At 74.5% G+C, this 26,167-nt stretch carries 22 protein-coding genes and 1 pseudogene; 10 read left to right on the top strand and 13 right to left on the bottom strand.

The window, feature by feature from the left end:
* The first annotated feature begins 13 nt into the window (after positions 1-13).
* The 3 genes and pseudogenes from IE180_RS06210 (at position 14) to IE180_RS06200 (ending at position 3,577) form a co-directional block, all read left to right on the top strand.
* Positions 14-457, top strand: coding sequence for a Rossmann-fold NAD(P)-binding domain-containing protein (locus tag IE180_RS06210; protein WP_190155708.1), 444 nt, complete (start codon positions 14-16; stop codon positions 455-457).
* Positions 458-527: 70 nt separating this feature from the next.
* Positions 528-1,286 (top strand): annotated as a pseudogene (locus IE180_RS06205) (ABC transporter ATP-binding protein); the annotation flags it as partial.
* Between the two features lie 194 nt (positions 1,287-1,480).
* Entirely contained in the window at positions 1,481-3,577 is a 2,097-nt protein-coding gene (locus IE180_RS06200) for an ABC transporter permease (RefSeq protein ID WP_190155706.1), read from the top strand.
* Positions 3,578-4,299: 722 nt separating this feature from the next.
* Here the strand turns inward: IE180_RS06200 and IE180_RS06195 are convergent.
* Entirely contained in the window at positions 4,300-5,226 is a 927-nt protein-coding gene (locus IE180_RS06195; RefSeq protein ID WP_190155705.1) for an NADP-dependent oxidoreductase, read from the bottom strand.
* Between the two features lie 142 nt (positions 5,227-5,368).
* Here IE180_RS06195 and IE180_RS37335 point away from each other — a divergent pair, with 142 nt between their 5' ends.
* Positions 5,369-6,613 (top strand): LuxR C-terminal-related transcriptional regulator, encoded by a 1,245-nt coding sequence (locus IE180_RS37335; RefSeq protein WP_190155704.1) that lies wholly within the window; start codon positions 5,369-5,371, stop codon positions 6,611-6,613.
* A 76-nt stretch (positions 6,614-6,689) separates the two neighbouring features.
* On the top strand, positions 6,690-8,381 hold the full coding sequence (locus IE180_RS06185) for a bifunctional 3'-5' exonuclease/DNA polymerase (protein WP_190155703.1): 1,692 nt from the start codon (positions 6,690-6,692) through the stop codon (positions 8,379-8,381).
* A gap of 50 nt (positions 8,382-8,431) precedes the next feature.
* Here IE180_RS06185 and IE180_RS06180 read toward each other — a convergent pair whose 3' ends face one another.
* Entirely contained in the window at positions 8,432-9,736 is a 1,305-nt protein-coding gene (locus tag IE180_RS06180) for a hypothetical protein (protein ID WP_190155702.1), read from the bottom strand.
* 81 nt (positions 9,737-9,817) lie between these two features.
* Positions 9,818-10,327, bottom strand: a complete 510-nt coding sequence (locus IE180_RS06175; RefSeq protein ID WP_190155701.1) for a SigE family RNA polymerase sigma factor — start codon at positions 10,325-10,327, stop codon at positions 9,818-9,820.
* A 162-nt stretch (positions 10,328-10,489) separates the two neighbouring features.
* On the opposite strand from IE180_RS06175, the gene IE180_RS06170 reads away from it, so the two are divergent.
* The gene (locus IE180_RS06170; RefSeq protein ID WP_190155700.1) at positions 10,490-10,873 is read left to right on the top strand and encodes a DUF6479 family protein; all 384 of its coding nucleotides are present in this window, start codon (positions 10,490-10,492) and stop codon (positions 10,871-10,873) included.
* A gap of 181 nt (positions 10,874-11,054) precedes the next feature.
* Here IE180_RS06170 and IE180_RS06165 read toward each other — a convergent pair whose 3' ends face one another.
* The 8 genes from IE180_RS06165 to IE180_RS06130 all read right to left on the bottom strand — a co-directional run bounded on the left by IE180_RS06165 (position 11,055) and on the right by IE180_RS06130 (position 20,451).
* Positions 11,055-11,771 (bottom strand): pyridoxamine 5'-phosphate oxidase family protein, encoded by a 717-nt coding sequence (locus IE180_RS06165; RefSeq protein WP_190155699.1) that lies wholly within the window; start codon positions 11,769-11,771, stop codon positions 11,055-11,057.
* A gap of 44 nt (positions 11,772-11,815) precedes the next feature.
* The gene (locus tag IE180_RS06160; protein ID WP_190155698.1) at positions 11,816-13,183 is read right to left on the bottom strand and encodes a lysine N(6)-hydroxylase/L-ornithine N(5)-oxygenase family protein; all 1,368 of its coding nucleotides are present in this window, start codon (positions 13,181-13,183) and stop codon (positions 11,816-11,818) included.
* A 28-nt stretch (positions 13,184-13,211) separates the two neighbouring features.
* Positions 13,212-14,453 (bottom strand): APC family permease, encoded by a 1,242-nt coding sequence (locus IE180_RS06155; protein ID WP_190155697.1) that lies wholly within the window; start codon positions 14,451-14,453, stop codon positions 13,212-13,214.
* 510 nt (positions 14,454-14,963) lie between these two features.
* On the bottom strand, positions 14,964-17,093 hold the full coding sequence (locus IE180_RS06150; RefSeq protein ID WP_190155696.1) for an FAD-dependent oxidoreductase: 2,130 nt from the start codon (positions 17,091-17,093) through the stop codon (positions 14,964-14,966).
* Positions 17,086-18,699, bottom strand: coding sequence for a class I tRNA ligase family protein (locus tag IE180_RS06145; protein ID WP_190155695.1), 1,614 nt, complete (start codon positions 18,697-18,699; stop codon positions 17,086-17,088). The genes IE180_RS06150 and IE180_RS06145 overlap by 8 nt, the downstream gene beginning before the upstream one ends.
* Positions 18,696-19,169 (bottom strand): cupin domain-containing protein, encoded by a 474-nt coding sequence (locus IE180_RS06140; RefSeq protein WP_190155694.1) that lies wholly within the window; start codon positions 19,167-19,169, stop codon positions 18,696-18,698. Before IE180_RS06140 ends, IE180_RS06145 begins: the two co-directional genes overlap by 4 nt.
* 171 nt (positions 19,170-19,340) lie before the next feature.
* Positions 19,341-20,243 (bottom strand): hydroxymethylglutaryl-CoA lyase-like TIM-barrel protein, encoded by a 903-nt coding sequence (locus tag IE180_RS06135; RefSeq protein ID WP_190155693.1) that lies wholly within the window; start codon positions 20,241-20,243, stop codon positions 19,341-19,343.
* Positions 20,244-20,247: 4 nt separating this feature from the next.
* Positions 20,248-20,451 (bottom strand): hypothetical protein, encoded by a 204-nt coding sequence (locus IE180_RS06130; RefSeq protein WP_190155692.1) that lies wholly within the window; start codon positions 20,449-20,451, stop codon positions 20,248-20,250.
* Positions 20,452-20,658: 207 nt separating this feature from the next.
* Here IE180_RS06130 and IE180_RS37100 point away from each other — a divergent pair, with 207 nt between their 5' ends.
* The 4 genes from IE180_RS37100 to IE180_RS06110 all read left to right on the top strand — a co-directional run bounded on the left by IE180_RS37100 (position 20,659) and on the right by IE180_RS06110 (position 25,009).
* Positions 20,659-21,846 carry a helix-turn-helix transcriptional regulator gene (locus tag IE180_RS37100; RefSeq protein ID WP_268255432.1) on the top strand — a complete coding sequence of 396 codons (1,188 nt, stop codon included), beginning with the start codon at positions 20,659-20,661 and terminating at the stop codon, positions 21,844-21,846.
* A 112-nt stretch (positions 21,847-21,958) separates the two neighbouring features.
* A complete protein-coding gene (lepB, locus tag IE180_RS06120) occupies positions 21,959-22,720 on the top strand; it encodes a signal peptidase I (RefSeq protein ID WP_190155691.1) in 762 nt (253 codons plus the stop codon).
* A 213-nt stretch (positions 22,721-22,933) separates the two neighbouring features.
* Positions 22,934-23,116 (top strand): hypothetical protein, encoded by a 183-nt coding sequence (locus tag IE180_RS06115; RefSeq protein ID WP_190155690.1) that lies wholly within the window; start codon positions 22,934-22,936, stop codon positions 23,114-23,116.
* Positions 23,117-24,128: 1,012 nt separating this feature from the next.
* Positions 24,129-25,009, top strand: a protein-coding gene (locus IE180_RS06110; RefSeq protein ID WP_373302680.1) for an IS5 family transposase whose coding sequence is annotated in 2 segments (ribosomal slippage) — positions 24,129-24,477 and positions 24,477-25,009 — 882 coding nt in all. Because the reading frame shifts where the segments join, the coding sequence is not laid out codon by codon here.
* Between the two features lie 15 nt (positions 25,010-25,024).
* Here the strand turns inward: IE180_RS06110 and IE180_RS06105 are convergent.
* Both IE180_RS06105 and IE180_RS06100 read right to left on the bottom strand, forming a co-directional pair.
* Positions 25,025-25,267 (bottom strand): HU family DNA-binding protein, encoded by a 243-nt coding sequence (locus IE180_RS06105; protein ID WP_190155688.1) that lies wholly within the window; start codon positions 25,265-25,267, stop codon positions 25,025-25,027.
* A 221-nt stretch (positions 25,268-25,488) separates the two neighbouring features.
* Positions 25,489-25,836 carry an HU family DNA-binding protein gene (locus IE180_RS06100; protein WP_268255431.1) on the bottom strand — a complete coding sequence of 116 codons (348 nt, stop codon included), beginning with the start codon at positions 25,834-25,836 and terminating at the stop codon, positions 25,489-25,491.
* Positions 25,837-26,167 lie beyond the last annotated feature (331 nt).

Raw genomic sequence — 26,167 nt, 5'->3', positions numbered from 1 at the left:
CCGTCCGATCACGATGGTCTCAGCCATCACGGCCCCCGGGGAATCCACGCTGCTCGTCACCGGCGTCTCCGGCGCCCTCGGCTCTCTCGTCGCCGAGCGGCTCGCCGGCCGCGACGACGTCGTCCTCGGCACCCGTGCCGGGCTTCCCGGCACCCGCCCGCTCGACTTCGACGCCCCGGAGACCCTCCCGGAGGCCTTCGCCGGCGTGGAGACCCTCCTCCCCATATCCGCCGGGTACGGGGAGGACGACGTCGCGATCGCCCGCCACGAGGCCGCGATCTCCGCCGCCGGGGCCGCCCCCTTCCGGGTGCCGATGCCGGCGAGCACGTACGCGGCGATCGCCCACGGCTTCATGGACGGCACGGGTGCGGAGCGGAGCGACCTGCGCGCGCTGCTCGGCGGGCGCGAACCCCTCGACGCGCCGGAGGTGTTCGTGGAGGCGGTACGGGAGGGGTAGGGCCAGGCCCACCTCCGGGACGCCCGGTGGTGGTCGTGATCGGGACGGGCCGGAACGGTTCGCTTGAGCCATGACCACGACCACCGCCGCCGCCGCTTCTCCCGCCGCTGCCGCCGCCCCTGCCGTACGGCTCCGGGGGCTCGCCCGGCACCACCGGGACGTCCGTGCCCTCGACGGCGTCGACCTCGACTTCCGTACCGGGACCTTCACCGCCGTCATGGGGCCCTCCGGTTCCGGCAAGTCCACGCTCCTCCAGTGCGCCGCCGGGCTCGACCGGCCCACCGCGGGGACCGTGGAGGTCGGCGGCGTCGTCCTGGACGGGCTGGGCGAACGGCGCCTCACGCTGCTGCGGCGGGAGCGGATCGGCTTCGTCTTCCAGTCCTTCAACCTGCTGCCCTCCCTGACCGCCGCGCAGAACGTGGCCCTCCCGCTCCGGCTCGCCGGCCGCCGCCCGTCCCGCGGGGAGGTACGGGAGGCCCTCGCGCGCGTAGGGCTCGCCGGCCGGGAACGCCACCGGCCCGGCGAACTGTCCGGCGGCCAGCAGCAGCGGGTCGCGATCGCCCGCGCGCTGATCACCCGGCCCGCCGTCCTCTTCGGCGACGAACCGACCGGCGCGCTCGACTCGACGACGAGCCGCGAGGTCCTCGACATGCTGCGGGACCTCGTCGACCACGACGGCCAGACGATCGTCATGGTCACCCACGACCCGGTGGCGGCGTCCCGCGCGGACCGCGTGGTCTTCCTGGTGGACGGGCACCTCGCGGGCGAACTGACGGCCCCGACCGTGGAGTCGGTCACGGCACGGATGACGGCCTTGGAGACGGGCGGCCGGACGGGCCGCCGGACGAGTGGCGGGACGGAGGGCGGCACGGGCGGCCGGACGGGCCGCCGGACGAGTGGCGGGACGGAGGGCGGCACGGGTGGCGGCACGGGCCGCCGGACGAGCGGCGGGACGGACGGCGGCACGGGGCGCCGGACGAGCGGCGGGACGGACGCGGTCGAGGCCGGCTTCGGGGGTGCGGCGTGCTGACCGTCGTCCTCTCCGGCCTCCGGGACCGCTGGGCCTCCTTCCTCGGCGGGTTCGTCGCGCTCGCGCTCGGCGTCGGGCTGCTCGCCACCATGGGGCTCGGCCTCTCCGCCACCTCTCACGCTCCCGAGCGCTCTCCCCGGCGGTTCGCCTCCTCGCCCGTCGTCGTCCAGGGCCAGGACCGGCTGACACTGGACGTGCGGCGCGGGCCCCGCACCGTGCCCGTGGAGCTGCGGCTCGACCGTCCACAGCCTGTGGACGGCCGAGTGGTCCGCGAGCTCCGCGCCCGCTGGACCGTCACCGCCTCCGGCGGCCCCGACGCCGTCGGCGTCGACGCCCCCGCCGCCGAGGTCCGGGCGCTCGTCGGCGACCGCGCCCGGGTCCTCACCGGGAGCGAGCGCACACGGGCCGATCCCGACCCCGAGCGGGACGCCCGCGCACTCGTCACCCTGGGCGCCCTCCTCGGCACCTCCGGCGGCGTCACCGCCTTCGTCTCCGTCTTCGTCGTCGCCTCCACCTTCGCCTTCGCCGTCGCGCTGCGCCGACGCGAGTTCGGGCTCCTGCGGACCGCCGGGGCCACCCCCGGCCAGATCCGGCGGCTCCTCCTCGCCGAGGCGGCGGTGCTCGGCGTGCTCGCCTCCGCCACCGGGTGCGCACTCGGCGCCCTCGGCGCGCCCCTCCTCGCCCGGGCCCTCGTCGACGGCGGCCTCGCGCCCGCGTGGTTCACGATCGGCGAAGCCTCCTGGCCGTTCCACACGGCCTTCTGGACCGGCGTGACCGTCGCCCTGGCCGGTGCCGTCGCCGCGTCCCGGCGGGCCGGGAAGGTCGGCCCGACGGCCGCGCTGCGGGAGGCGGACGTCGACGCCGACGTCCTGCCCCTCGGCCGGGCCGTCCTCGGCACCGGCCTGCTCCTGGCCGGGCTCGGTCTCCTCGTCTGGACCTGTGCCGCCGAGCCGTCCGCACTGCTCAAGCGGAAGACGTACACGACCCTCCCCATGCTCCTGATCACCGGCGTCGCCCTGCTCTCCCCGCTCCTCGTACGGCCGGTGGCCCGGCTGCTGCGGTCGCGCGGCGCGGTGGGGACGCTCGTGCGGGAGAACAGCGCGGCCGCCGTCCGCCGCACCGCCGCCGTCGCCGCGCCCGTCCTCGTGACCGTGGCGCTCGCCGGGACGCTGTTCGGCTCGGCGACGAGCGTCACGCGCGCGAAGGAGGCGGAGTCGCGGGAACAGACGGCCGCCCAGTACGTGGCGCACGGGGAGGACCTGAAGCCGGTGGCGGCGCCGCACGGGGCCGTGGTGTCCCCCACCGGGGCGACCTCCGTCTTCGTACGGGACGGGGCCGAGGCCGTCGTGAAGTACGGGGCGCGGACGGTCGCCGACCCGGCCGCGTTCGCGGAGCTCGCCCGGCTGCCGGTGGTCGCCGGGGACCTGCGGGACCTGGACGACCGGTCGATCGTCGTCAACGAGGAGTTCGAGCGGCACCGGGTCGGCGAGGCGGTGGAGGTGTGGCGGGCGGACGGGAGCGGTCCGGTACGGCTCCGGGTCGCGGCCGTCCTCGCGCTCGGGACCGGCGACAACGGGCCGTACGTCACCCCGGCGAACGCGCCGGGCTCCGCCCCGGACCGGATCGACGCGCGCGGGGGCGGGACGGCGACGGTCCGGGCCCTGGAGGCGAGCGGCGGAACCGTCTCCTCCGCGCACCGGCCTTCGAAGGGCAGCCCACAGAACCGTCTCGGCATGATCCTGGTCCTCGGCATCGCCCTCGTCTACACGGTGATCGGCCTCGCCAACACCCTGCTGATGGCGACCTCCGTACGGGGCGGAGAACTGGCCTCGCTGCGGCTCGCCGGAGCCACCCGTGGCCAGATCCTGCGGGTCGTGACCGGCGAGGCGGCGCTCGCCGTCGCCATCGGCACGGGGCTCGGCCTGGCGGTGACGGGCGTCGTCCTGGGTGCCCTGGGGGCGGGCCTCGCGGCCCTCTCGGCACCCGTGGTCCTGGCCCTCCCGTGGACGGTGATCGGCGCGGCGGCGGGCACCTGCGCGACGGTCGCGGTCGTCTCGGCGGCGCTTCCCGCATGGCGCCTCACCCGCTGAGCGGCCATGGTGGGACGACGGGGCGGTGACCGGGGTCGGAGCCGGGTCACCGCCCCGCCCGCACGGGGCCGCCCGCCCCACCCCCGTGGGGGCGAGCGGCCCCGGCCCCCTGCCACCCCGCTGGGGCCGCGCCTCGCTGGACGGTGCTCCCGCCCGTACGAGCCCGCGCCCGGCGGGCGGAGCCGCTTCCGCCACCCGCCGTGTGGGCCCGCGCCCTGCGGCGGCGCCCGCCCCTGCCCGTGGGGACGCGCGCCCGACGGGGCGGCGCCCCTCCCCCCGCCCGCCGTGTGGGCCCACGCCCTGCTGGGCGGCGCCCCCGCCCACTCGCCGTGTGGGGCCCGCGCCCTGCGGGGCGTTGCCCCGGCCCACCCGCCGTGTGGGGCCGCGCCCTGCTGGGCGGCGCCCCCGCCCACCTCCGTGTGGGCAATCGTCCCGCTGGGCGGGACGGGTGGGCACACGGGACGGCGCCCATCAGCGGCGCCTCCGCGTTCCGCGCCCCGACCCGCACCACGTCGTGCGGCGCACGTTCGGTGCGGGTCAAGGCGCGGGAGCCTCGGGCGCCGGCAAGGGCGCCGTCCGTTGTGCCCACCCGTTCCGCCCTAGCGGAACGACTGCCCACAACGGCGGGGCGCGAGGGGTGGGCACCGCCCCGGCGGGTGCGGCCCGGCGGGCACCGCCCGGCGGGTGTGGCCCGCAACGGGGGCGGGCGGGGTGCCGGGGTGCTACGGGATCAGGACGATCTTGCCGCGTACATGGCCCGACTCGCTCGTCTCCTGGGCACGGGCCGCCTCCTTCAGCGGCAGCGTCTCGGCCAGGCGGACCGTGAGCGCGCCCTCCGCCGCCATGCGGGCCTGGGCGGTGAGGCCGCGCCGCACGTCGTCCGGGTCGCCCGTGACGCCGGAGAAGACGATGCCGTGCTCCTCCGCGTCCGTCGCCGCGATCGTCACGATCCGCTCCTTCGCCGCGTCGCCGCCGCCGAGCAGCTCGATCGCGACCGGCAGCACGCCGTGGCCGGCCGCGTCGAAGACCGCGTCGACGCCCTCCGGGGCGGCGGCGCGGACCCGGTCGGCGAGGCCGTCCCCGTACGCGACGGGGATCGCGCCGAGTTCGCGCAGGTGGGCGTGGTTGGACTCCGAGGCGCTGCCGATCACCGTGATCCCGGCCGCGACCGCCAGCTGGACGGCCACCGAGCCGACGACGCCGGCCGCGCCGTGCAGGAACAGCGTCTCGCCCTCCCGCACCCGGAGCAGGTCCAGGACGCGCTGGGCGGTCTCGCCGGCCACCGGGAGGCTCGCGGCGGCCTCCCAGGAGAGCCCGGCGGGCTTGGGGGCGACGGTGCCGGCGATGGCGTACTCGGCGTAGGCGCCGGTCTTCGTCCAGCCGAGGACCTCGTCGCCGACGGCCAGGTCGTCGACGCCCTCGCCGAGGGCGTCGACGGTGCCGGCGAACTCCAGGCCCGGGACGGCGGGGAAAGCGGTCGGGTAGAACGCCTCGACCCAGCCGTAACGCCGCTTCCAGTCCACCGGGTTGACCCCGGCCGCCGCCACCTTGACCCGGACCTCGCCGGGTCCGGGCTCCGGCTTCGCGACACCTGTCTCGTGGCGCAGCACCTCGGGGCCGCCGAACTCCTCGTACACGATCGCTTCCATCTGGGCCTCCGACGCCGTCCGTTCGCTCTTCGACGTCCCAAGACTGCGCCGTCGGCCACCCGATCCCGGCCCGTCCAACGGCCAGTCCCACCTGGCCGGAAGACGGGCCGTCACCTGGTCGTCCCGCACTAGGCTGAACCGCATGGACGCGTCCACGCTGACCACCGCGTACGAGATCATCCGGCAGCCGCTCGGGGAGATCCTTCCCGAGGTCTCGGCCGCCCTCGCCCCGATCGTCCCGCACGTCGACGCGGCCGAACTCTCCACCCACTGCGCCCACTCCCCCTTCAAGGCGCTCGGCGGTACGGAGCTGATGACCGCCGCCGAACTGACCCCGCTGCTCGCGGCCGGCGTACCCGGTGCCCCCTGGCAGGGCCGTGCGACGATCGGCGGCCGCGCGCGCGAGGTCGTCGCCGTCACCAGTCACGCGACCCGGCGCGGGGCGGTCCTCGTGCTCGTACGGGCAGACGGCGCCGCCCCCGTCGACGCGGCCGCGCTCACCGTGGCGCAGGCGTTGTGGGACCTGGTCACCGCGCACTTCGACCGGTTCGCGACGGAGGCCTTGCCGGGCGCGCTCGCCCGCTCACGGGCCGCCGCCGACACCCGGGCCCGGGTCATCGCCGAACTCACCGGCGCGCACGCGGCCGCGCTCTCCGGCGTCCTCGGGGTGCTCCGCAGCCGGGCCCTCGACGACACGACCGCCCGGGCCACCGCCACCGACCTGGCCGCGTCCGCGCTGATCGAGATGCGGGCCGAACAGCGGCGGGACCGGGCGCTCGCGGAGGAACCCGCGCAGGACGCCTTCGAGCGGCTCGCCGGCGAACTCCGGCCGATGCTCCGGCACAGCAGGGTCCGGCTCGAACTGGGCGCGCCCGACTCGACGCGCTCGCTCGCGGCGGACGTCGCCCACAGCGCGCGGGCCATCGTCCGGTCGCTGCTCCTGATCGTCCTGGAGCAGGACTCCGTGCGGCGCGTCCACGTCGGCTGGCAGCTGACCGAGCACGAACTGCGGGCATCCGTCCGGGACGACGGCGCCGGTGCGCTCGCCCCCTGCGACCTGGGGGCCGGGACGATCCGGGACCGGCTCGACGTGCTCGGCGGACGGCTCGACATGGACGCGGTCCCCGGCTGGGGCACGACCATCACGGCGGTCGTCCCGCTGGCCACCCCGGAGGCGCCCGTCGAGGCGGCGCACCCGCTGACCGGGCTCGGCCCGCGGGAGGTCGAGGTCCTGCGGCACCTGGCGCTCGGGCACCGGAACCGGAGGATCGCGGAGGAGCTGCACATCAGCGAGTCCACGGTGAAGTTCCACGTCGCGAACATCCTGAACAAGCTGGGGGTCGACTCGCGGGGCGCGGCGGCGGCCCTCTTCCACGCGGCGGCGTGACCCGCGCCCCCCGCCGCGGGCGGGGCCGCCGGCCGGAAGGCCGGGGGTGTCAGTGGGGGGTGTCAGACTCGCGGGCATGAGTGAGAGGTGGGCGCTGGCGGCCGAGGCCGAAGGGGACGGAGCCCTGCTCGTGCCCCTCGGCCCGGACGGGCTGCCCGCCGGCCGGGTGCGGCGCGAGCCGGACCTGGTGGCGGCCGTGCGGGCGCGGCCCGAGGTGGCCCGCTGGGTGTGGCGGTCGACGGCGGAGGTCTATCCGCGGCTGCTCGCCGCCGGGGTCCGCGTCGAGCGGTGTTACGACGTGGAGGACGCCGAGCAGCTCCTCCTGGGCCACGAGGGCCGGCTCGGCGAGCCCCGGTCGGCCGCCGCCGCCTGGGCGCGCCTGAGGAACGCCCCCGTGCCGCCCGACCCTCCGCAGCGCGCCGCCGAGCCCGGTTCTCAGGACTCGCTCTTCGAGCCGCGCCCCACCGTCTCCGTGCCGTTCGACGGGCTTCTCGCGGTCTACGCCGAGCAGCTGCGCCGTCACGACCGGGCGGAGCACCCGGGCAGGATGCGACTGCTGACGGCCGCCGAGTCGGCGGGGATGCTGGTGGCCGCCGAGATGCACCGGGCGGGGCTGCCGTGGCGGGCGGACGTGCACCGGGAGCTGCTGGGCGAGCTGCTCGGCGAGCGGTACGCGGGCGGGGGCGAGCCGCGCCGGCTCGCGGAGCTCGCGGACGAGGTGTCGGCGGCGTTCGGCCGCCGGGTCCGGCCGGACCTGCCGGCCGATGTGGTGAGGGCCTTCGCGCAGGCCGGGATCCGGGTCAGGTCCACGCGCCGCTGGGAGCTCGCCGAGCTGGACCACCCGGCGGTGGAGCCCCTCCTCGCGTACAAGAAGCTGTACCGGATCTGGACGGCGCACGGCTGGTCGTGGCTGGCCGACTGGGTGCGGGACGGGCGTTTCCGGCCGGAGTACCTGCCGGGCGGCACGGTCACCGGGCGCTGGACGGCGAACGGCGGAGGCGCCCTGCAGATCCCGAAGGTGATCCGGCGGGCGGTGGTCGCCGACGAGGGCTGGCGGCTCGTGGTGGCCGACGCCGACCAGATGGAGCCGCGCGTCCTCGCCGCGATCTCCCGCGACCCGGGTCTGATGGAGGTCGCCGGGCACCCCGACGACCTCTACACCCGGCTCTCCGACCGGGCCTTCTCCGGCGACCGCGAGCACGCCAAGATCGCGCTGCTCGGCGCGGTCTACGGGCAGACGAGCGGCGACGGCCTGAAGAACCTGGCGGCGCTGCGGCGCCGCTTCCCGCGCGCGGTGGCCTACGTCGACGAGGCGGCGAAGGCGGGTGAGGAGGGCCGGCTCGTGCGGACCTGGCTGGGCCGGACCAGCCCGCGGGCGGTCGGCTCGGACGGGGACGAGGAGGCCGGGATCCCGCAGGACGCCGGCGAACCGGAGCGTGAGGGCGGCGAGTTCGCCCCCGGGTACGCCTCGGGGAACGCGCGGGCCCGCGGCCGGTTCACCCGTAACTTCGTCGTGCAGGGCAGCGCCGCCGACTGGGCGCTGCTGATGCTGGCGGCGCTGCGGCGCTCCCTGTCGGGGACGCGGGCCGAGCTGGTGTTCTTCCAGCACGACGAGGTGATCGTGCACTGTCCGGCGGAGGAGGCGGGGGCGGTGACGGAGGCGATCCGGGCGGCCGGGGACGAGGCCGGGCGGATCGCGTTCGGGGAGACGCCGGTCCGGTTCCCGTTCACGACGGCGACGGTCGAGCGGTACGCGGACGCGAAGTAGCCCGCCCCGGGGGGAGGGGCACGGGCTCCGGGCCCGTACCCCTCTCCCGCCTACTTCGGCGGCAGCTTCCGCCACTTCGGGCTGAGCGCGATCGTCTTCAGCCGCTCCATCGTCAGCGCGGGCTCGGCGCGCGTGGCGGTCTCGTGCTGCGCGCCCGAGTTGAAGGCGGAGACGCTGACCCGGAAGCCCTTCGGGCTCAGGGTGTCGACGCTCCACCGGACGACTCCGGCGCCGCCCTTCTCGCCGGGCTGCTGCGTGGACCTGACCTTGGTGCCGTCGGGCAGGGTGACGACGCCGGCGCCGGTGAAGAGGCCTTCGATCCCGTCCCCGGGGAGGGGCTGGACGTCGACGCCGACGAGGCTCGCGCCCTTGCCGTCGTCGACGACGACGTAGCCGTGGCCGTCCCCGCCGCCGTGGGACCCGACGGTGACGCCGGCGGGCAGCAGGGAGCGCAGGGTGGCCTGGACGACGGCCGCGCTCGGCACGGAGGGCGCCCGGCCCGGGCCCTCGGGGGACTCGGGCGGCTCGGGGAGCTGCCGCAGGAGCGGCTCCCAGGCGTCGGCCGTGACGAGGGCCTTCAGCTGGGCGGGGCTGAAGGGCGGGTTCTCACGGCTGATCGCGGCCCCCTTCTCGGCGGCGGCGTTGTACTCGCTCGCGTCGATCACGGTCCCGTCCCGGGTGAGCAGGACCGCCCGCCAGTTCTTGGTCTCCTCGCGCTTGTCGGGGTACTCGTACCCCTGGAGCACCATGAGCCGGTCACCGCCCGGCAGCGTCTCGCTGGTGCAGGAGTCGAGGGGGACGAGGGCCTTGTCGGGGCACGTGACCTGGTCGATGCCGGCCTCGGCGGTCGCTCCGGCCCGGTAGAGGCCGACGCTGACGCCCGCCTCGCCGTGGCCGTCGTCGTAGACGCCGGTGGCGGACTGGCCCTTGCCGTCCAGGTCGTCGAACCGCCACCGTCCGGCCGGGGTGTGGGCCTTGAGGACGGCGGCGATGTCCTTCACCGGGATCTGGGCGTCGAGGAAGGATTTCTTGCCGGTGCGGGCGCCGGCGTCGCCGGCCCGGGTGGGCTGCGGGGGCGCCGCCACGGAGGTCGTCGTCGCCCGTCCGGCGGGGTCGAGCAGCGAACCGCCGTAGACGCCGCCGAGGCCGACGGCGGCGAGCGCGGCGACGCCGCCGGTCACCGCGAGGCGGCGGCGCACCAGGCGGCGCCGGCCGCGCCGGAGCCCGGCCGCGACCAGCTCGCGCCGGTCGTCGACGGCGAAGCCGTCGCCGGTGCTGCGCAGGACCGCGCCGAGCTCCTCCTCGAAGCGCTCGTGCGGGGCTCCGTCGTGCTGGGTTCCTTCGTTCTGGGGCATGCCGAGATCACCGTCTCCGGTCAGTGGACGAGAAGGGGAGTACTGAGGTGGGTGGGGGGGGTGCGGGCAGCCGTACCGCGCTCAGCGGCCGGCGAAGGCGACGAGGCTGCCGCCGAGCCGTTCCCGCAGCTTCGCGAGCGCGCGCACCGAGCGGGTGCGCACCGCGGCGGAGCTGATGTGCAGGGCGTCGGCGGTCTCCTCGATGCTGCGGTCCTCCCAGTAGCGCAGCACCACGACCGCCCGGTCCTTCGGCGCGAGCGCGGCCAGCGCGTCGAGCAGCGCGATCCGCAGTGCCGGGTCCTCGCCCTGCGCGGGGGCGCGGTCGGGCAGTTCGCCGAGGGGGCGCTCGGTGGCCGAGCGGCGCCGCCGGTGGCTGAGGAACGTGCGGACCAGCACGGTCTGGGCGTACGCGGCGGGGTTCCCGATCCGGGCCACGCGGCCCCAGAGGGCGTACATCCGGCCGAGCGTCTCCTGGGTGAGGTCTTCGGCGAGATGCGTGTCGCCGCTGGTCAGCAGGCACGCCGAGCGGAACAGGTGCCCCGTGCGTGCGGAGGCGAACTCGTGGAACTCGTCCGCGCGGGACTTTCTCATGCCCCTCCTTTCCCTCGCGGTCACGTGGCGTGGTCGCCGTACACCTCATTGACGCGATGGGGGCGCGGAAATGTTTCAGCCGGATCGGAGGATTCGGCGGGGATTCCCGGAGGACGGCCGCTCGACGCATTCGAAGAAGCGGAATCGGGTAATCCTTTTGGTATGAACACTCTCAGCGCAGCAGAGGACCTGGCCGCTGGAGTCTGGCAGGAGGGCATGGGGCAGGTACTCGGCGGTCTCGTCCTCGTGGCCATCCTCATCGGGGCCTTCTGGTACGGGTACCGGGTCCGCAACCGCGAACCCGAGCCCCCGAAGCCGGAGGAGCAGCCGCACCGGCCCGACACCGGCGCACTCCCCGGCGAGACGTCCGAATACCGCAGGCCGGCCGAGATGCCGCAGACCGACGGCGCGCACCGGCTCATGCCCTACCAGCTGAAGAACGGCGGCACGGAGACCTCGTCCGAACCGCCGTCCGAGGAGAAGCGCAAGTGGGGCGGCATCTCCAGCGGAGGCTTCGGCAGCGGAGGCACCGGACACGGCGACTGACCCCGGCCACCGACCCCGGACACGGTCCCGGACCGGACGTCCGGGGACGGGCCCGGACGCCCGGACGCGGGAAAGCCCAGCCGCACACGCGGCTGGGCTCGGTCCTGCCCCGGGCGCGGCCCCCGGGCGGCTCGCCCCGTACGGCCCGGAGCGGCCCCGCCCCGCGGGGATCCGCCCCCGCCTACACCCCCGCGGCGGCCGCCGGGTCCCCGCCCAGGACCCGCCCCGCGCGCGAGGCGATGTGGGCCGGCGGGGCGAAGTCCGCCGGAAGGATCGGGTCCGTGACCGGCTCGCCGAAGACGGTCACCACCGGGAGCACCCCCGCCCACAGGCCGAGCGCCGCGTCCTCGGACTCGCCGTCGTCCGGCGGGCCGGCGGCGGTCTTCACCGAGGCCTCGGTCAGGTCGAGCGCGAGCACCGCGGTCGCGGCCAGCTCCTTGCGGCTCGGCTGCCGCGCGTACTCCCACTGGCCCGGCGAGCTCTGCTCGGTCAGGGCCCGCAGGCCGCGGAGCTTCTCCTCCGGGTCGGTGACGATCTCGGGAACGCCGTAGATCATCGCGCACCGGTAGTTGACCCCGTGCTCGAAGACGGAGCGGGCGAGGACGAGGCCGTCGACGTGCGTGACCGTGACGCAGACGGTGGTGTCGGGGGCCTGGACCAGGCTGCGGCTGGCGACCGAACCGTGGAGGTAGAGCCGGTCGCCGTCCACGCCGTACGCGGTGGGCACCACCATCGTCGTGCCGTCGACGGTGACGCCGAGGTGGCAGAGGAAACCCGCGGCGAGCACGGCGTCCAGGTCGGCCCGCCGGTGGCTCCCCTTGTGGCGCATCCGGCGCAGCCGGGTCCGCTCGGTGACGGGCAGCGCGTCGCCGGGCTCCGTGGGGGTGGTGGTGCTCATGGTGCCCTCTCGTCGAAGTGTGGGTACAGGTGTTGTACGGGGGATCAGCCGGTCGCCGCCACCGGCGCCCGCCTGTCGGAACGGCGCCCGGCGGCCAGGGAGTCACAGATCTCGCCGGCCCGGACGGCGGCCATCGACAGCAGGTTGGCCGTGATGCCGTGCGAGTGCTCGGTGCCGCCCATCAGGTAGATCCCGGCCTCCACCTCGGGCACCGTCTGCACCCGGTAGTCGCGGCGCACCCGCAGCCGGCCGTCCTCGTCGCGCGCGCAGGCGGCGTCGAGTTCGCCGAGCAGCCGGGCCGGGTCGGGCTCGGAGTAGCCGGTGGCGTAGACGACCGCGTCCGCCTCCATCGTCTCCGTCTCGCCCGTCGCGAGGTTCCGCACCTGGACGCGGACTCCGTCGGGGCCCTCCTCGACCTCGGTGAGCCGGGTGACGCCGAGGATCCGCAGCCGCTGCTCGCCGCGCACCTTCTCCTGGTACGAGCGGCGGTAGAGCTCCTCGATGAGGTCCATGTCGACGACGCCGTAGTTGGTGTTGCGGTGGTAGTCCATGAGCGTCCGGCGGACGGACGGCTCGGCACCGTGGTAGAGGTCGACGGCCGCCGGGTCGAAGATCCGGTTCGCGTAGGGGCTGTCGTCGGCCGGGCTGTAGCCGTACCGGGTGTGGACGGCGACCACCTCGGCCCCCTCGTACGTCCGGTGCAGGTGGTCGGCGATCTCGGCGGCGCTCTGACCGGCTCCCGCGACGACGAAACGGCGCGGCGCGTCGGTGGGCAGCGCGGCGAGGCGGTGCAGGAACTCGCTGCTGTGCCAGAGGCGTTCGGAGGACTCGACGCCCTCGGGGAGCCGGGGCACGAGGCCGGTCCCGATGACGAGGTTCCGGGCCCGGTAGGTGGCGGCCTCCGCCTCCCCGAAGGCGGCCACGTCGACCTCGACGACGGGGCCCGACGCCTCCGCCGTTCCCGCCGTCCCCGCCGTTCCCACCGGGCGGATCGCGGTGACCTCAAGGCCGTAACGGACCATGTGGTCCACGCCGTCGGCGGCCCACCGGAGGTAGTCGTGGAACTCCTCGCGGGTCGGGAACAGCACCTTGTGGTTGATGAAGTCGACGAGGCGGCCCCGGTCGTGGAGGTACGGCACGAAGCCGAAGCGGCTGCGCGGATTGCGCATCGTGGCCAGGTCCTTGAGGAAAGAGACCTGCATGGTGGCGTCCGGGATCAGCATGCCCCGGTGCCAGCCGAAGTCCGGCTGCTTCTCCAGGAAGACGGCCGTGAGCCGGTCCTCGGGCGCGGCCTGCTCGTTGTGCTCCTCGATCGCGATCGCGAGGGCGAGGTTGGCGGGCCCGAAGCCGACACCGACGACGTCGTAGACGGGGGTGGTCGCGTTCACGGTCTCGTTCACGGTCTCGTTCATGGCGAAGTGCCTTTCGGTGGGAAGGGGTTCAGGACGTACGCGCGCGGCCGGAGAGGGCGACGCAGCCGGCGGCGAGGAGCAGGGCGAACAGCAGTCCCGTACCGGCGAAGGAGAGGAAGACGGCCGCGATCACCAGGGTCACGACGGCCGTCGCGCGCAGGGCGCGGCCGGTGCCGCGCGCCCGCAGGGCGGCCCCGGCGGCGGCCACGTACAGCAGCAGGAACGCGCTGCTGGTGACGACGAGCACCAGCTCCTCGCCGGTCCCCGTGACGGTCAGGGCGCCGAGGACGGCCGCGTAGGCGAGGGCCAGCGCGACGGTCGCCCGCACCGGGCGGTCGGCCAGGGCGCGCGGCAGGATCCGCTCGCGGGCGGCCGCCCGGACGACCCGGGTGGCGCCGAGCACCCAGGCGTTGGTGGCGACCACCGCGAGACCGAGGGCGAGGAGATCACCGGCGATCGCACCGCCGTCGCCGAGCGAGGCGCCCAGCAGGGCGGTGATGACGACGGGCTCGTCGCCCGGGACCGCCAGGTAGGCGGCCGTCACCGCCGCGTAGAGCAGCCCGACGATCGGCACCGCCCAGCGGATCGCCCGCCGGTAGCTGCGGGCGGGGTCGTCGACCTGCTCGGCGAGGGTCGAGACGTTCTCCCAGCCGAGGAAGGAGAAGAAGGCGGTGACGACGGCGATGCCGACGCCGCCCCAGCCGTGCGTGAGGAACGGGGTGTACTCCCCCGCGTCGAACCGCGGCACCGCGAGCACCACGGCGCCGCCGAGGCCGACCAGCAGCACGAGCAGCGCGGCGGTCTGCACGCGGGCGCCGGCCGTGAGCCCGAGCAGCGTGAACGCGGCGGACAACGCCATGAAGCCGATCGCGATCGGGTACACGGGCCCGTCGGGCTGGCCGAGCAGCCCGAGCAGGCACCGGGCCGACACGATGCCCATCACCGGATTCCCGATGACGTACGTGGCGACGAGCAGCAACGCCGCCGCCCGCCCCGGGCGGCGCCCGAACCCGGCCTCCACCATCGCGGCGAGACCGGAGGCATCGGGGCGCCAGGCCGACATCTCCGCGAAGAAACGGGCGAAGGGGTACGAGCTGAGGGCCAGCGCCAGCCACGCGAGCAGCGCGGCGGGCCCGGCCTGCCGCTCCGTCAGCCCCGGCACCAGAAGGATGCCGGTCCCGACGAGGCTGCTGACGTAGAACACGACGAGAGCGCGCACGCCGAGGGCGCTGCGGGGGGCGGCGTCGGGCCGCTGCAGCAGATCGGTCACGGTGTCACCTTCGAGTGAGTGATGGACATTCGTTCGCCTGAGCCGACCCGCTCCCCACCGGGGCGGTGCCCGCCCCGCGCCCCGTTGCGGGCTGCGCCCGCCCCGCCGTTGGGGGCGGTCGTTCCGCTGGGGCGAGGGGGGGTCCCCTGCTCGAGCGAAGCCGAGAGCTCGGGGGAGGGTGGGCACAACGGAACGGCGCCCGAGGCTGCTGTGCCTGGACCCGCACCGGAACGTGCGCCGCACGACGGGGTGCGGGTTCAGGCCCGGAACGCGGAGGCGCCGCTATGGGCGCCGTCCCGTGTGCCCACCCGTCCCGCCCAGCGGGACGATTGCCCACACGGGGGGGGTGGGGGAGTGCCGCCCCGCAGGGCGCGGCCTCGCACGGGCGGGGGCGCCGCCCAGCAGGGCGCGGGCCCCACACGGGCGGGTGCGGGAGGGGTGCCGCCCCGCGGGGCGTGGTCCGGGCGGCGGGTGGCGGGAAGGGCCCCGGGGCGTGGGAGCCGGAGGGGGTCAGGTGCCTTCCAGGACGCCCAGCGCCTCCGCCGCCGCGAGCTCCGCCGCCGCCGGCGCCGTCTTGAAGCCCGCCCCCGACCACCCCGTGGCGAGCACGATCCGACTGCCGGGCCGCTCGCGGCCGAGGTGGGGACGGGAGTGCGGGGTGTAGAGGTCGACGCCCTGGCGTCCGCCGAGGAAGCGGGTCGCGGGATCGGCGAGCCAGGGCCACCGCGCCGCCGCCCCCCGGCGTATGTACGCCACGTGCTCGTCGGTCAGCGTGGCGAGCCCGCCCGGGGGTACGTCCCATTCGTCGACGGGCCGTCCGGCCATGTAGCCGCCGGCCGCCTCGCCGGTGAGCTGGGGCCGCCCCCAGACGCCGCTGACCATGTCGACGACGGTCGGCAGGCCGGCGGTGGCGGGGTGGTGGAAGAAGCCGTACCGGATGCTCTTGGTGCGTCCGGCGTCCGCGCCGCTGAGCCGGTGCCCGGCGATCTCCCCGGTGCCGCCGCCGGCCGCGAGGACGACGGCGAGGGCCTCGACGGGGCCGCCGGGTTCGAGGAGGACGCGGACCCGGTCGGCGCCGGGCGGTGCGTCGAGTTCGCGCACCCGGGCGGGCAGCAGCCGGGCCCCGTGGGCGAGGGCGCGGTCGCGGTAGACGCGTGCGGTGCGGGGCGGATCGGCGTAACCGGCCCGGGGTTCCCAGACGGCGGCGGTGACGCCGTCGACGGAGAGTCCGGGGAAGCGGGCCCCGAGCACCTCCGGCCCCAGCAACTCCGCCGACACACCGGCCCCGTTGAGCTCGGCGACGCCCTTCTCGGCCTGTTCCAGGTCGGCGTCGCCGCAGAGGACGAGCGACCCGGTGGTCATGAAGCCGTACGGTCCCGGCGCGAGCGCGGCGGGCCCCCAGGCGAGGTGGTGGCTGCGGAGGGCGAGCCCGCGCAGGTACGGGTCGGCCTCGAAGGACCGGACGAGCCCGCCGGACCAGGCGGTGGCGTGCTCGTCCCGCCCGTCCATGGGGGCGACCAGCGCGACCCGCGCGCCGTGCCGGGCGAGGGCGGAGGCGGTGGCGGAGCCGACGACCCCGGCGCCGACGACGATGACGTCGTAGGCCCGCCCGTGCCGGCCCCCGGTGCGGGCGGACGCCCCGTCCGCCGCGGGCGCGGGCACGGGCACGAAGTCCCACCCCGCGCTCCCGGGCTCGGGCTCGCCGAGCGCGGTGAACCCCCGGTCGGCGTGGGCCCGTACGGCGGCGAGGAGGGTGCGTCCGGTGCGTGCCGGGTCCTCGGCGAGCGCGGCGGTGGCGGCGGCGAAGGCCGCGTCCACGTGGGCTTCGGGTCCGCCGCGCATCCGGGCGACGTACGCGGGGGCGACAGGGCCGAGGAGTTCGGCGAACTCGTCCACCGCGCAGTCGTCGGTGAACCAGAACGCGCCCTCGAACCCGGCCGCCCGCCACTCCCGGGCCGTCCGCGCGGCCCCGACGTGGGTCCCGCAGACGACGAGCGCGGTGAGTGCCGAGACGTCCCGCCCTTCCGGCCCGTCGAAGAGGTCCGGCCCGTCGAGGAGGTCCGGGGAGGGCCCGGTCAGGGCCGCGGGCACCGGAACGGCGCCCGTCGCGGGGCCGCTCCCGTCGGAGACCACGGCCCCCGACGGGACGGCGGGCCGCGCGGCCGCCGGGACGTCCCGTACGAGCAGGGCGAGCCGCTCCCCGTACGCGCTGCCGTCGTGCGTGACGGCGACCCGGGCGTGTCCCGCGTCCCGTACGGCGGCGAGCAGGTCGGCCGCCTGGGCGCGGTCGTCGGGGCACCAGCGCAGGAGGGTGCCGGCGCTGTCGGCGAGGAGGCCGGGGGTGGTGGCCAGCGGGAGGAGGACGGGGAGTCCGGCGGCCCGGTAGACGGGGAGGGCGGCCGCCGCGCCGGCGCTGTTGAAGTGTCCGACGACCAGGGCGTGCCGGCCTTCGGCGACGACCGCCTCGGCGATCCGCCGGGCCGTCCCGGCCTCCCCGCGGTCGTCGTACAGCTCCCAGTTCACGGCCGCTCCGTACCGTTCGGCCGCCCGCTCCAGGTGCTCGCCCCAGGCGGCCCGGGGCCCGGAGAAGGGCCCGACGACAGCGCCGCGGGGCAGCGGGTCCCCCGGCGTCTCAGGCACTGAAGACCGCCCCGGGCCAGGCCGCCACCGGTGTCCCCGGGGCGAGCGGCGCGAGGGCCTCCGCGTCCACCCGGCGGGTTTCCGGCGCGAGGCCGAGGAGGGCCGTGAGCCGGGCGGAGCCGTACGGGAGGGCGGGCGCGGCCCAGGCGGACAGGGCGGCGGCGACGGCGAGCTGGGCGGAGAGCGCGGAGCGGTGCGCGGCGGCGCCGTCCGGACGCTCGGCCTCGAAGCCGTTCACGTACCCGAAGTCCTCGGCGAGGCAGACGACTTCGTCGAGCAGGGCGATCGCGCGCCGCGCGTCGTAGCCGCCGATCTCCGCCCCGTACGCCTCCCTCAGCTGTCCGACGGTCTCGGTCAGTCGGGCGCGCAGCCGCTCCCAGGCGGGGCCCTGCGGCGCTTCGGCCGGCGCGGATCCGTCGGCGGACTCGGCGACGGCGGTGAGCAGGCGGCCGAGCCAGCCGTCCCAGCGCTCGGCGAGCCGGGTGCGGCTGAGTTCGAGGGCGGAGGAACTGAAGCTGGTCTGGCGGCCGTTGGGGCGGTCGGAGAGGACGTGGTAGCGCAGGACGTCCGCGCTCGTCCGGGCGAGCTCCTCGTGCGCCCAGATGGCGTGGCGCCTGCTGGTGGAGAACTTGAGCCCTTCGAGCCGGTAGAACTCGTTGACGACGAAGGCCTTCGGCAGCGCGATCGCGGGGTCGTACGCCCGGAAGGCGGCGGGGAACAGCAGGGCGTGGAAGTAGCCGTTGTCGAAGCCGAAGAACTGGACGGGGGCGGGCGCGGGGCCGGTGCCGCCGGCGCCGGTCCACTCCAGGAGGTAGCCGGGGGCCATCTCGAACCAGACGTAGATCCGCTGTTCCGTGAAGCCCTCGACGGGCACGGGCACGCCCCACTCGGAGGGGTGGCTGACGGCGATCTCGGGGAGTCCTTCGGCCCGCATCCGCTCGCAGAGGGAGCGCAGGTGCGGCGGCATGTCGACCTGGTCCCAGAAGGCGGTGAGCCGCTCCTCCCAGGGGGCGAGGGGGAAGTAGAGCCGCTCGCAGTCGCGGAGTTCGGGGGTGGCGCCGCAGGCGGTGCAGACGGGGTTCTCGAGGTCGGCGCAGTCGTTGGGGCGGCCGCAGGGCTCGCAGGCGTTGCCGTTGGAGCCGGAGCCGCAGTGCGGGCAGTCGCCCTTGAGGTGGGCCTCGTACAGCCAGCGCTCGCAGCCGGCGCAGTACGGCAGGGGGCGCGTGCGGGCGACGATGTGCCCGGCGTCGTACAGGCGGCCGAAGAACTCCTGGACGGCCGACTGGTAGCCGACGTCGCGGCGCGGGCGGACGATCGCGTCGAAGTCGGCGCCCGCCTGTCGCCACACGGACTCGATGGAGGCGCCGTAGCCGTCGGCGACCTCCTCGCCCTTGCGTCCGCCGTCGTTCAGGCCGCGGACGGGCACGTAGCTCTGGTGGTCGTCGAGGCCGGTGGTGTAGCGGACGGGTCCGGCGCCCTCGGCGGCGAGGAAGCGGCGCAGGACGTCGCCGGCGAGGTAGGGCCCGGCGAGGTGACCGATGTGGAGGTCGCCGTTGGGGGTGGGCGGGGTGGCGGTGATCCAGTGGGTGGACGCGTCGGCGCTCATGCGGCGACCTCCTCGTTGTCGGTACGGACGGCGGGCTCGCGCAGCGGCCAGTAGAGGGAGAGCCAGCTCAGCTCGGTGTCGCCGGTGTTGTGGACGACGTGTTCCTGGTTCCGGGGCAGCACGACGACGTCGCCGGCGCGGAACGGCGGCTCCAGGTGCCCGTCGAGGGTCACGCTCCCGGTGCCGCCGAGGATGACCATGACCTCGTCCTGGTTGTGGCAGTCGGGGTCGGAGTCCCCGCCGGGCTTCAGGAAGCAGGCCATGGCGCCGACGGGCGGCTCGGCGTCCCCGCCCGGCCAGGGGATGATCCGCTGGCACGCGAGCCCGAACTCCTCGGTGGCGGCGCTGCGGTCGATGCGGAAGCGGCGGTCGGCCATGGGGGCGTCTCCGGTCTTCGGGGGGAGGTCGCGGTACGGAGTGGAGGCGGGGGCCGTTTCTCCGGGCGGCAGGATGGGCGAGGTGAAGGGCATGGGGTCTCCTGGGACTGCGGGCACGGTGGGGTGCGGGCGCGGTCGGGTGCGGTGGGGTGCGGGCACGGTCGGGTGCGGTGCGGCGGGGCGCGGGCGCGGTCGGATCGGCCCCGGACACGACGGGACCTGCGGGGGCCGCGGAGGACTGCGGGACTACGGGACTGCGGAGGACTACGAGGCGCGGGGTGGCTGCCGGGGGTCGAGGCCCGTCACCGACGCGACCGGGATGCGGGCGAGGCCGGCCATGACCTGGCGGGGCCCGGCCCCCCATCCGTACCGCTGCTTGAGCGGCGCGACGTGCGTGGCGATGAGTGCGAGGAGGGGCGCGAGGTCGGTGGGCGCGGCGCCGAGGAGGGCGAGCAGTTGCTCGGTACGGGTCAGGCCGGCGCCCGGGCCGATCCCGTGCACGGCGGCGTCCTGCCAGGTGGCTCCGGCGCTTCCGGCGACGACGGTGTTGTGCAGGGCGAAGCCCTGGTTGTCGTGGGCGTGGATGCCGACGGGCGCGGACACGGCGGCGCGGGTGGACTGGACGAGTTCGATGACGCGCTCGGGGCGGAGCGAGCCGAGGGAGTCGACGAGGAAGACGGCGTCGAGCGGTCCCAGTGCGGCGCTCTCGCCGAGGCAGCGGTCGAGCTCCGGATAGGAGGCGAGGTCGATGTGGGTGAGGAAGAGGCAGACGCCGAAGCCGGCTTCCCGCAGGCGGTGCAGCGGGGCGGCGGCACGGGCCACCCGGTCGTACCGGACGGCGAGGCGGACGAGGCCGACGGACACGGGTCCCATGGCCAGGGCGTCGGCGATCCGCCCGGCGGATGCCGTGGCGGCGGCGTCCGTGGCGGGCAGGTGCGCGGTGTCGAGGAGGACGGAGAAGCGGGGGCCGTAGCGCTCGGGGAGCGGGACCGGCAGCAGTGCGCCGTGCGGGGCGGAGCGGTCGGCGGGGTCGTGGACGTCGCCCAGCTCGATGACGTCGATGCCGAGCCGCGCGCAGACCGCGAGGTAGTCGGCGGCCAGCGCGGGAGGTACGGATCCGCCGGTGAGCCGTCCGCCGGTGCGCAGGGTGCAGTCGAGCAGGGTCATCCGGTCACCCCCAGCCGGTGTCGTTCGTGCCCGTGCCCGCGGCGGGCGCGCCCCAGCCGGTGTCGTACGTGCCGGTGAGGACGGCAGCACCCCAGCCGGTGTCGTCGGTGCCCGTGCCGCCGGTGACGGCGCCGGCGGTGACGGTGGTGAGGCCCGCGAGGCCGACGACCAGGGTGGTGAGGAGGGTGGTGCGGATCCGCCGCTTCATGTCGTGTGCTCTCTTTCCGCTTCGGCGAGGGGCGATTCATGGGTGTGCATGGGGATTTGCGATGTTCGCTGGCTGCGCGAGCTTGGTGCGCTTTGACCTTGTGGGCGGTGGTACGAACGTATCCAGGGCGGCATGACTATGGGGCGGAGTGCATGGCTCATTAGGCTGCATGGCAGCAAGAGGACGCCGTCACAAACGGGGGAAAAGGTGGCGATACCAGACATACTGCGAGCCCAGGGCGACGACGGAACTCCGGACTCCGCCGTTCCGGCGGACACGGCATCCGCCGGAACGGCTCCGGAACCCACGGGAGCGGCCCCGGAACCCACCGCCCCGGCAGCGATCGAAGAGGCGACGGGAGCGGCGGGAACGGCCCTCCCCGCACCCCCCTCCGAGGACCCCGAAGACCCCCTGACCCGGGTCTACACCTGCCTCCTGGCCAGGGACCCGGCCCGGCCGCCCGCGTACTCCGCCGACCTCGCGGACGAACTCGAACTCCCCCTCTCCCGCGTGGAGTCGGCCGTCTCGGCCCTCCTCGACATGGGCCTGCTGCGCCGCACCCCGGAGCGGGCCGTGCTCCCGGTGGCGCCGGACGAGGCCGTCCAGCGCACCCTGGGGCCGCTGGAACGCGAGATGCGCGCCCGCCGCCAGCACATGGAACGCACCCGCGAGCAGCTGATGGCCTTCATGCCGCTGTACGAGTCCCACCTGCTCCGGCTGACGCACCTGCGACAGGCGGAGTACGTGGAGCTGCTCACCGACCTCCGCGCGGTGCGGGAGGCCATCACCGAACTGGGCCGGACCTGCGAGCGCGAGGTCATGACGGCGCAGCCGGGCGGCGGACGGCGCGCCGAGGTCCTGGAGGAGGCGGTGGCCCGCGACGAGGAACTCCTGCGCCGCGGCGTCCGGATGCGCGTCCTCTACCAGCACACCGCCCGCTTCTCCTCGGGCACCTGCGCCTACGTGGAGCGGGTCGGCCGGCTCGGGGCCCAGGTCCGCACCCTGGACGACGAGTTCATGCGGATGCTCGTCTTCGACCGCTCGACGGCGGTCATCCCGGTCCCGGACGACCCTCACGCGGCGGTCCTGGTCCGCGAACCGCACGTGGTGGCGTTCATGGTGGGCGCGTACGAGCGACTGTGGCTGGAGGCCCTGCCGTTCGAGACGGAGTGGGACCGGCAGACCATCATGGACATCTCCGACGAGCTGAAGCAGACCATCGTCCGGCTGCTCACCGAGGGCCTGACGGACGCGGCGATCGCCCGCCGCCTGGGGCTCTCGGTCCGCAGCTGCCGCCGTCACGTCGCCGACGTGATGGCCGCCCTCGGCGCCGAGAGCCGCTTCCAGGCCGGATACCTCCTGGCCCAGCAGGAGCGCGAGCAGCCGGGCCCCTGAGGGGCCTCGGGGTCACCCGTACGTGGTGAAGAGCGCTCCGGGACCGCCGTACGGGCGCTCCCGGGCATAGGGTCCGTGCAGACGACACGGACACGACGAAGTCAGGGTGGACATGAGCGACTTGGCGACCGAGGAGCGATCCGACCGGGAGGGCCCGGAGGGAGGCCCTCCGGGCGAGGCCGCCCCGGCGGCCGGCCGCGCCGCGAAACGGCGCCGGCCCTTCTGGATCGAGCTGCCGTTCCTCGCGGGGATCGCGCTCGTCCTGGCGTTCCTGATCAAGACGTTCCTGCTCCAGGCGTTCCTGATCCCCTCGGGATCCATGCAGAACACCCTGCAGGTCGACGACCGGGTCCTGGTGGACAAGCTCACCCCGTGGTTCGGCGCGGAACCCGACAGGGGCGAGGTCGTGGTCTTCCGCGACCCCGGCGACTGGCTGGTGGGACGGCCGGTGAAGCAGCCCACCACGCTGCAGAAGGCCCTGGGCTTCGTGGGCCTGATGCCGGCGGCCGGGGAACAGCACCTCATCAAGCGGGTCATCGGCGTCGCCGGGGACACCGTCGAGTGCAAGGGCACGGGCCCCCTGAAGGTCAACGGCAAGCCCCTGACCGAGCCGTACGTCTTCCAGGGGAACACGGCCTGCAGCACGGACCCGGAAGGCCAGTTCGAGGTCACGGTCCCCGCCGGCCACCTGTGGGTGATGGGCGACCACCGGCAGAGCTCGCAGGACTCCCGCTACCACCGGAGCGACCCCCGGGGCGGCATGGTGCCCGTGACGGACGTGGTGGGCCGCGCCGTCGTGGTCGCCTGGCCGTTCTCCCACTGGTCGACCCTCCCCGTCCCGGCCACCTTCGACCAGCCGGGCCTCCCCCACTGACCCGCCCGCCCGGGGCGTCCCGCCCCGGGCCACCGGGCCCTCGCCCCTCCGGCACCGGAAGAGGCCGGGCCGGACGACGCCCGACCGGGCCCCCTCCGGGACGCGGGCCCGGGACGCGGGCCCGGGACGCGGGCCCGGGACGCGGGCCCGGGACGCGGGCCCGGGACCCCGCATGACGAGGGCCCACGGGATCGCCCCGGGCGGCGCCGTGCGATGCCGCCGAATCCCGCTTTCGCCGATCAGAGCCTCGCGGCCCCGATCCGCTGCGCCGCGATCCCGCGGACCGAGGTCGCGCGGGTGCTCACCGATCCGGATCCCGGCCCCGGGTCCACCGCGCACGCGGACGACCTCTCGCGGCTCGTGCGCGAGGCGGACCCGAAGCACCCGGCCACCTGACGGCCCGCCACCCCATCCGTCCGACAACCGTCCCGGGGGACGACCCGCTCGGGGCCGTGCCGGGCGAGGAGACGCGGACCGCCCGGCCGCCGCGGCCGGCCCGGCACGCCCCGGGCATGAAAAAACCCCAGGTCACGGCGAGTGAGTCCTGGGGTGTTTCCGAGCCGCCTTCGGGATTCGAACCCGAGACCTACGCATTACGAGTTGTCCGATCTTGTTCCGGGGGCGTCCGTGGAGGTCCGCCAAAACGTCTGCGCCGCAGGTCAGCGACCCAAGCGGACCCTGCCGAACAGTCGTGGACGTCTCCGGAACCGAGTCATTCTGAGACCAGGACTGAGACCACCTCGCGCTCGGCTGCATACGGGTGGGAGCTCGCCGAAGCGTTCACCCGATGCGTAGGCCGGCCGTCAGACAGATCAGAAGAGCGTGGCTTCTCTGTTCGGCTCCTCAGCCGCGAACGGCAAGAACATCACTCCGCCCAACTCGACCTGTCTCTCGGATCCGTGACACAAGATCAGGTCAAGGGCACGCTCTCGGGGGCGTGGGTGTTTGTGATCAGCGATCCGACGAGTGTCTGGGTTGACGGCGACAGAACGCCGGCAGACAGGGCAGGTGATACGCGGCCAAGCGGGCATGGCGAAGCTCCCTTCAGGCGGGGCGCGATGAGATATGAACTACCCGAGATTTGGGGTGCACTGAGAGCGTAGGGGCGGCGGATCAGGTTGGCGACCGGCTGCAACAAGAACCGCTCACTGACGCATCGCCGCAGGTGAAACGCCATGAGACGCCATGAGACGACTAACAGCTGCTAACTACCTCTAATTGCTGCTAGGTCATTCGGCGCCAGGTTGGCCGAATTGCGACCGCTCCGATCCGACGCCACTGCGAGGGTTCCGGGCACGGCAGAGCTCCTTCTCATGAGGGAACAGCTGTGGTCACCAGAGTCGGATTCGGCCTAGGGCCTGTCCGGCGGATCTTGTGACTGTCTGCTTGTCCGGTCGTTGGTCCGGGCATGGGGCGGGGTGATCTGACGAATGCGGAGTGGGTGCGGCTTGCGCTGCATCTGCCCGCCGCCGGCCTGCGCGGTGGACGCTGGTGTGACCACCGCCAGGTGGTCAACGGGATCCTGTTCCGGGTGCGGACCGGGGTCCCGTGGCGAGACCTCCCCGAGCGATACGGCAGCTGGAAGACGGTCTACGAACGTCATCGGCGTTGGTCCGCCGACGGCACATGGGATCGGATCCTGCGGTCGGTCCAGGCCGATACCGATCTGGCGGGCCGGCTCGACTGGAGCATGGTGGGCGTCGACTCAACCACGTGCCGGGTCCACCAGCACGCGGCCGGGGCCCGCAAGGCCGCCCCCAGGGTTCCGAAAAAAGGACGACGCCTCGAAACCACCGTCCCGACGAGGGGCTTGGTCGGTCCAGGGGCGGCCTGACCTGCAAGATCCACCTCGCTGGCGAGGGTGGCCGCCGCCCACTGGCCTTACTGGTCACTCCGGGCCAGTGGGGCGACGCACCCCAGTTCACCGAAGTCCTTGCCCGGATCCGTGTCGGCCGGCCCGGAGGCGGGCACCCCCGCACCAGGCCTGACCACGTCAGCGGCGACAAGACATACAGCTCACGCCGCAACCGCAGCCACCTGCGAAGACGACAGATCAAGCACACGATCCCGGAGCCGAAGGACCAGCGGGCCAACCGCAAACGCCGTGGCAGCAAGGGCGGTCGGCCCACCAGCTTCGACAGCCAGCTCTACAAACGCCGCAACGAAGTCGAGCGGACAATCAACCGGCTCAAACACCACCGGGCCGTCGCCACCCGATACGACAAACGTGCCTACGTCTTCCACGGCACCATCACCACAGCAGCCATCAGGCTCTGGCTCGTCGAGTGATCCGCCGGACGGGCCCTAGTTCACACCGTCCGTGAGGGCCTTGTCGGCCGTGAACGCGACCGTGGCAGATGCCTTGGTGCCGGTCTGCGCTTCGCGCTGACGCTTCTCGAAAGTCCCGAACCCGTCCAGCGCCACCGTTTCACCACTCTTCAGCGCGCCGGTGATGGATTCGAGAAGTGAATTGAGCGCCACCTTGGACTTCGTCTCGCTCAGGTCGCACTGCTCCGCGAAGACCGCGGCCATCTCGGTGTTGTTCATATTCTCGGATCTCTTCCGTGATAGATCCGGCCACTGCCGGAGATCGGCCTCAGTAGAGGGTGGGACTTCCCGCGACAGATCGCCACCGTCAGTGTGGCGATCCAAGCCGATTCGCCAGACTCTGCCGTAGAGACACATCGCGGTCAGGTTCCGGCGAGAGCCAGTACCGGGAGGCACCCTGCCGCCCTGCTTTGTACCGGCCGGGAGCCGGGTCCGCCGTTTCAGTTCATTGCGGTCTTGAGGCCCTTGTCCGCCTTGAAGCTGGGGACACGGGCCGCGGCGACCGCGATAGTCTCGCCCGTCTGCGGGTCCCGCCCAGTCCCTTCAGCGCGTTGCTTGACGTAGAACACGCCGAAGCCGGGCAGGATCACGTCCCCACCTTGCTTCAACGTGTCGGTGATCGTTGCAATCCACGCGTCCACGACCTTCTTGGCCAAAGCCTTGGGAATATCGGCCGTCGTAGCGACCACATTGGCCAGCTCACCCTTGTCCATCTCGTCCTGCCCGCCTCTCACAGGTAAGACCGGCGTCTGCCGGTGATCAAGCCCATCCTGATGGTCAGCGATCACCGTTTGCCCGCACCTCGCCTTGCATGGCCGACGAAGAGCCCCGGTCTGGCCGGGAATTGACGCGTTGTGAGGCGGTACAGGTTCAGTCGATCAGGTGAACCCGCGTCCAGGGTGCCTCTGAGGTAGCCCCAGCTCACGAGAAACATGCGTTCCGCGAAGAACACACCCACGTCACCAGGCAGCCATCCTTATATGGCTACGGCCATGATCCGCCGGACAGGCCCTAGTGCACGGAGAGTAGAGCCCGGCGGCTGCGGCATCGAGCAGCACAGCCATAGGTCGCCAGAACGGAGATCAGCGCAGGTCGGAACATGTTTTGTCAGCGGGTTGT

This window comes from Streptomyces litmocidini (assembly GCF_014649755.1).
Lineage (GTDB): Bacteria > Actinomycetota > Actinomycetes > Streptomycetales > Streptomycetaceae > Streptomyces > Streptomyces litmocidini.
The sequence above is the reverse complement of the archived record's forward strand: the minus strand, read 5'-3'. Positions and strand labels throughout refer to the sequence as shown.

What these genes read in the sequence shown, in the direction of transcription:
- IE180_RS06210 (WP_190155708.1), top strand. Translation starts at nt 14, where the DNA reads ATGGTCTCAGCCATCACGGCCCCCGGGGAATCCACGCTGCTCGTCACC.
- IE180_RS06195 (WP_190155705.1), bottom strand. Translation starts at nt 5,226, where the DNA reads ATGGAAGCGATCGTGTACGAGGAGTTCGGCGGCCCCGAGGTGCTGCGC.
- IE180_RS37335 (WP_190155704.1), top strand. Translation starts at nt 5,369, where the DNA reads ATGGACGCGTCCACGCTGACCACCGCGTACGAGATCATCCGGCAGCCG.
- IE180_RS06185 (WP_190155703.1), top strand. Translation starts at nt 6,690, where the DNA reads ATGAGTGAGAGGTGGGCGCTGGCGGCCGAGGCCGAAGGGGACGGAGCC.
- IE180_RS06180 (WP_190155702.1), bottom strand. Translation starts at nt 9,736, where the DNA reads ATGCCCCAGAACGAAGGAACCCAGCACGACGGAGCCCCGCACGAGCGC.
- IE180_RS06175 (WP_190155701.1), bottom strand. Translation starts at nt 10,327, where the DNA reads ATGAGAAAGTCCCGCGCGGACGAGTTCCACGAGTTCGCCTCCGCACGC.
- IE180_RS06170 (WP_190155700.1), top strand. Translation starts at nt 10,490, where the DNA reads ATGAACACTCTCAGCGCAGCAGAGGACCTGGCCGCTGGAGTCTGGCAG.
- IE180_RS06165 (WP_190155699.1), bottom strand. Translation starts at nt 11,771, where the DNA reads ATGAGCACCACCACCCCCACGGAGCCCGGCGACGCGCTGCCCGTCACC.
- IE180_RS06160 (WP_190155698.1), bottom strand. Translation starts at nt 13,183, where the DNA reads ATGAACGAGACCGTGAACGAGACCGTGAACGCGACCACCCCCGTCTAC.
- IE180_RS06145 (WP_190155695.1), bottom strand. Translation starts at nt 18,699, where the DNA reads ATGAGCGCCGACGCGTCCACCCACTGGATCACCGCCACCCCGCCCACC.
- IE180_RS06140 (WP_190155694.1), bottom strand. Translation starts at nt 19,169, where the DNA reads ATGCCCTTCACCTCGCCCATCCTGCCGCCCGGAGAAACGGCCCCCGCC.
- IE180_RS06135 (WP_190155693.1), bottom strand. Translation starts at nt 20,243, where the DNA reads ATGACCCTGCTCGACTGCACCCTGCGCACCGGCGGACGGCTCACCGGC.
- IE180_RS06130 (WP_190155692.1), bottom strand. Translation starts at nt 20,451, where the DNA reads ATGAAGCGGCGGATCCGCACCACCCTCCTCACCACCCTGGTCGTCGGC.
- lepB (WP_190155691.1), top strand. Translation starts at nt 21,959, where the DNA reads ATGAGCGACTTGGCGACCGAGGAGCGATCCGACCGGGAGGGCCCGGAG.
- IE180_RS06115 (WP_190155690.1), top strand. Translation starts at nt 22,934, where the DNA reads ATGCCGCCGAATCCCGCTTTCGCCGATCAGAGCCTCGCGGCCCCGATC.
- IE180_RS06105 (WP_190155688.1), bottom strand. Translation starts at nt 25,267, where the DNA reads ATGAACAACACCGAGATGGCCGCGGTCTTCGCGGAGCAGTGCGACCTG.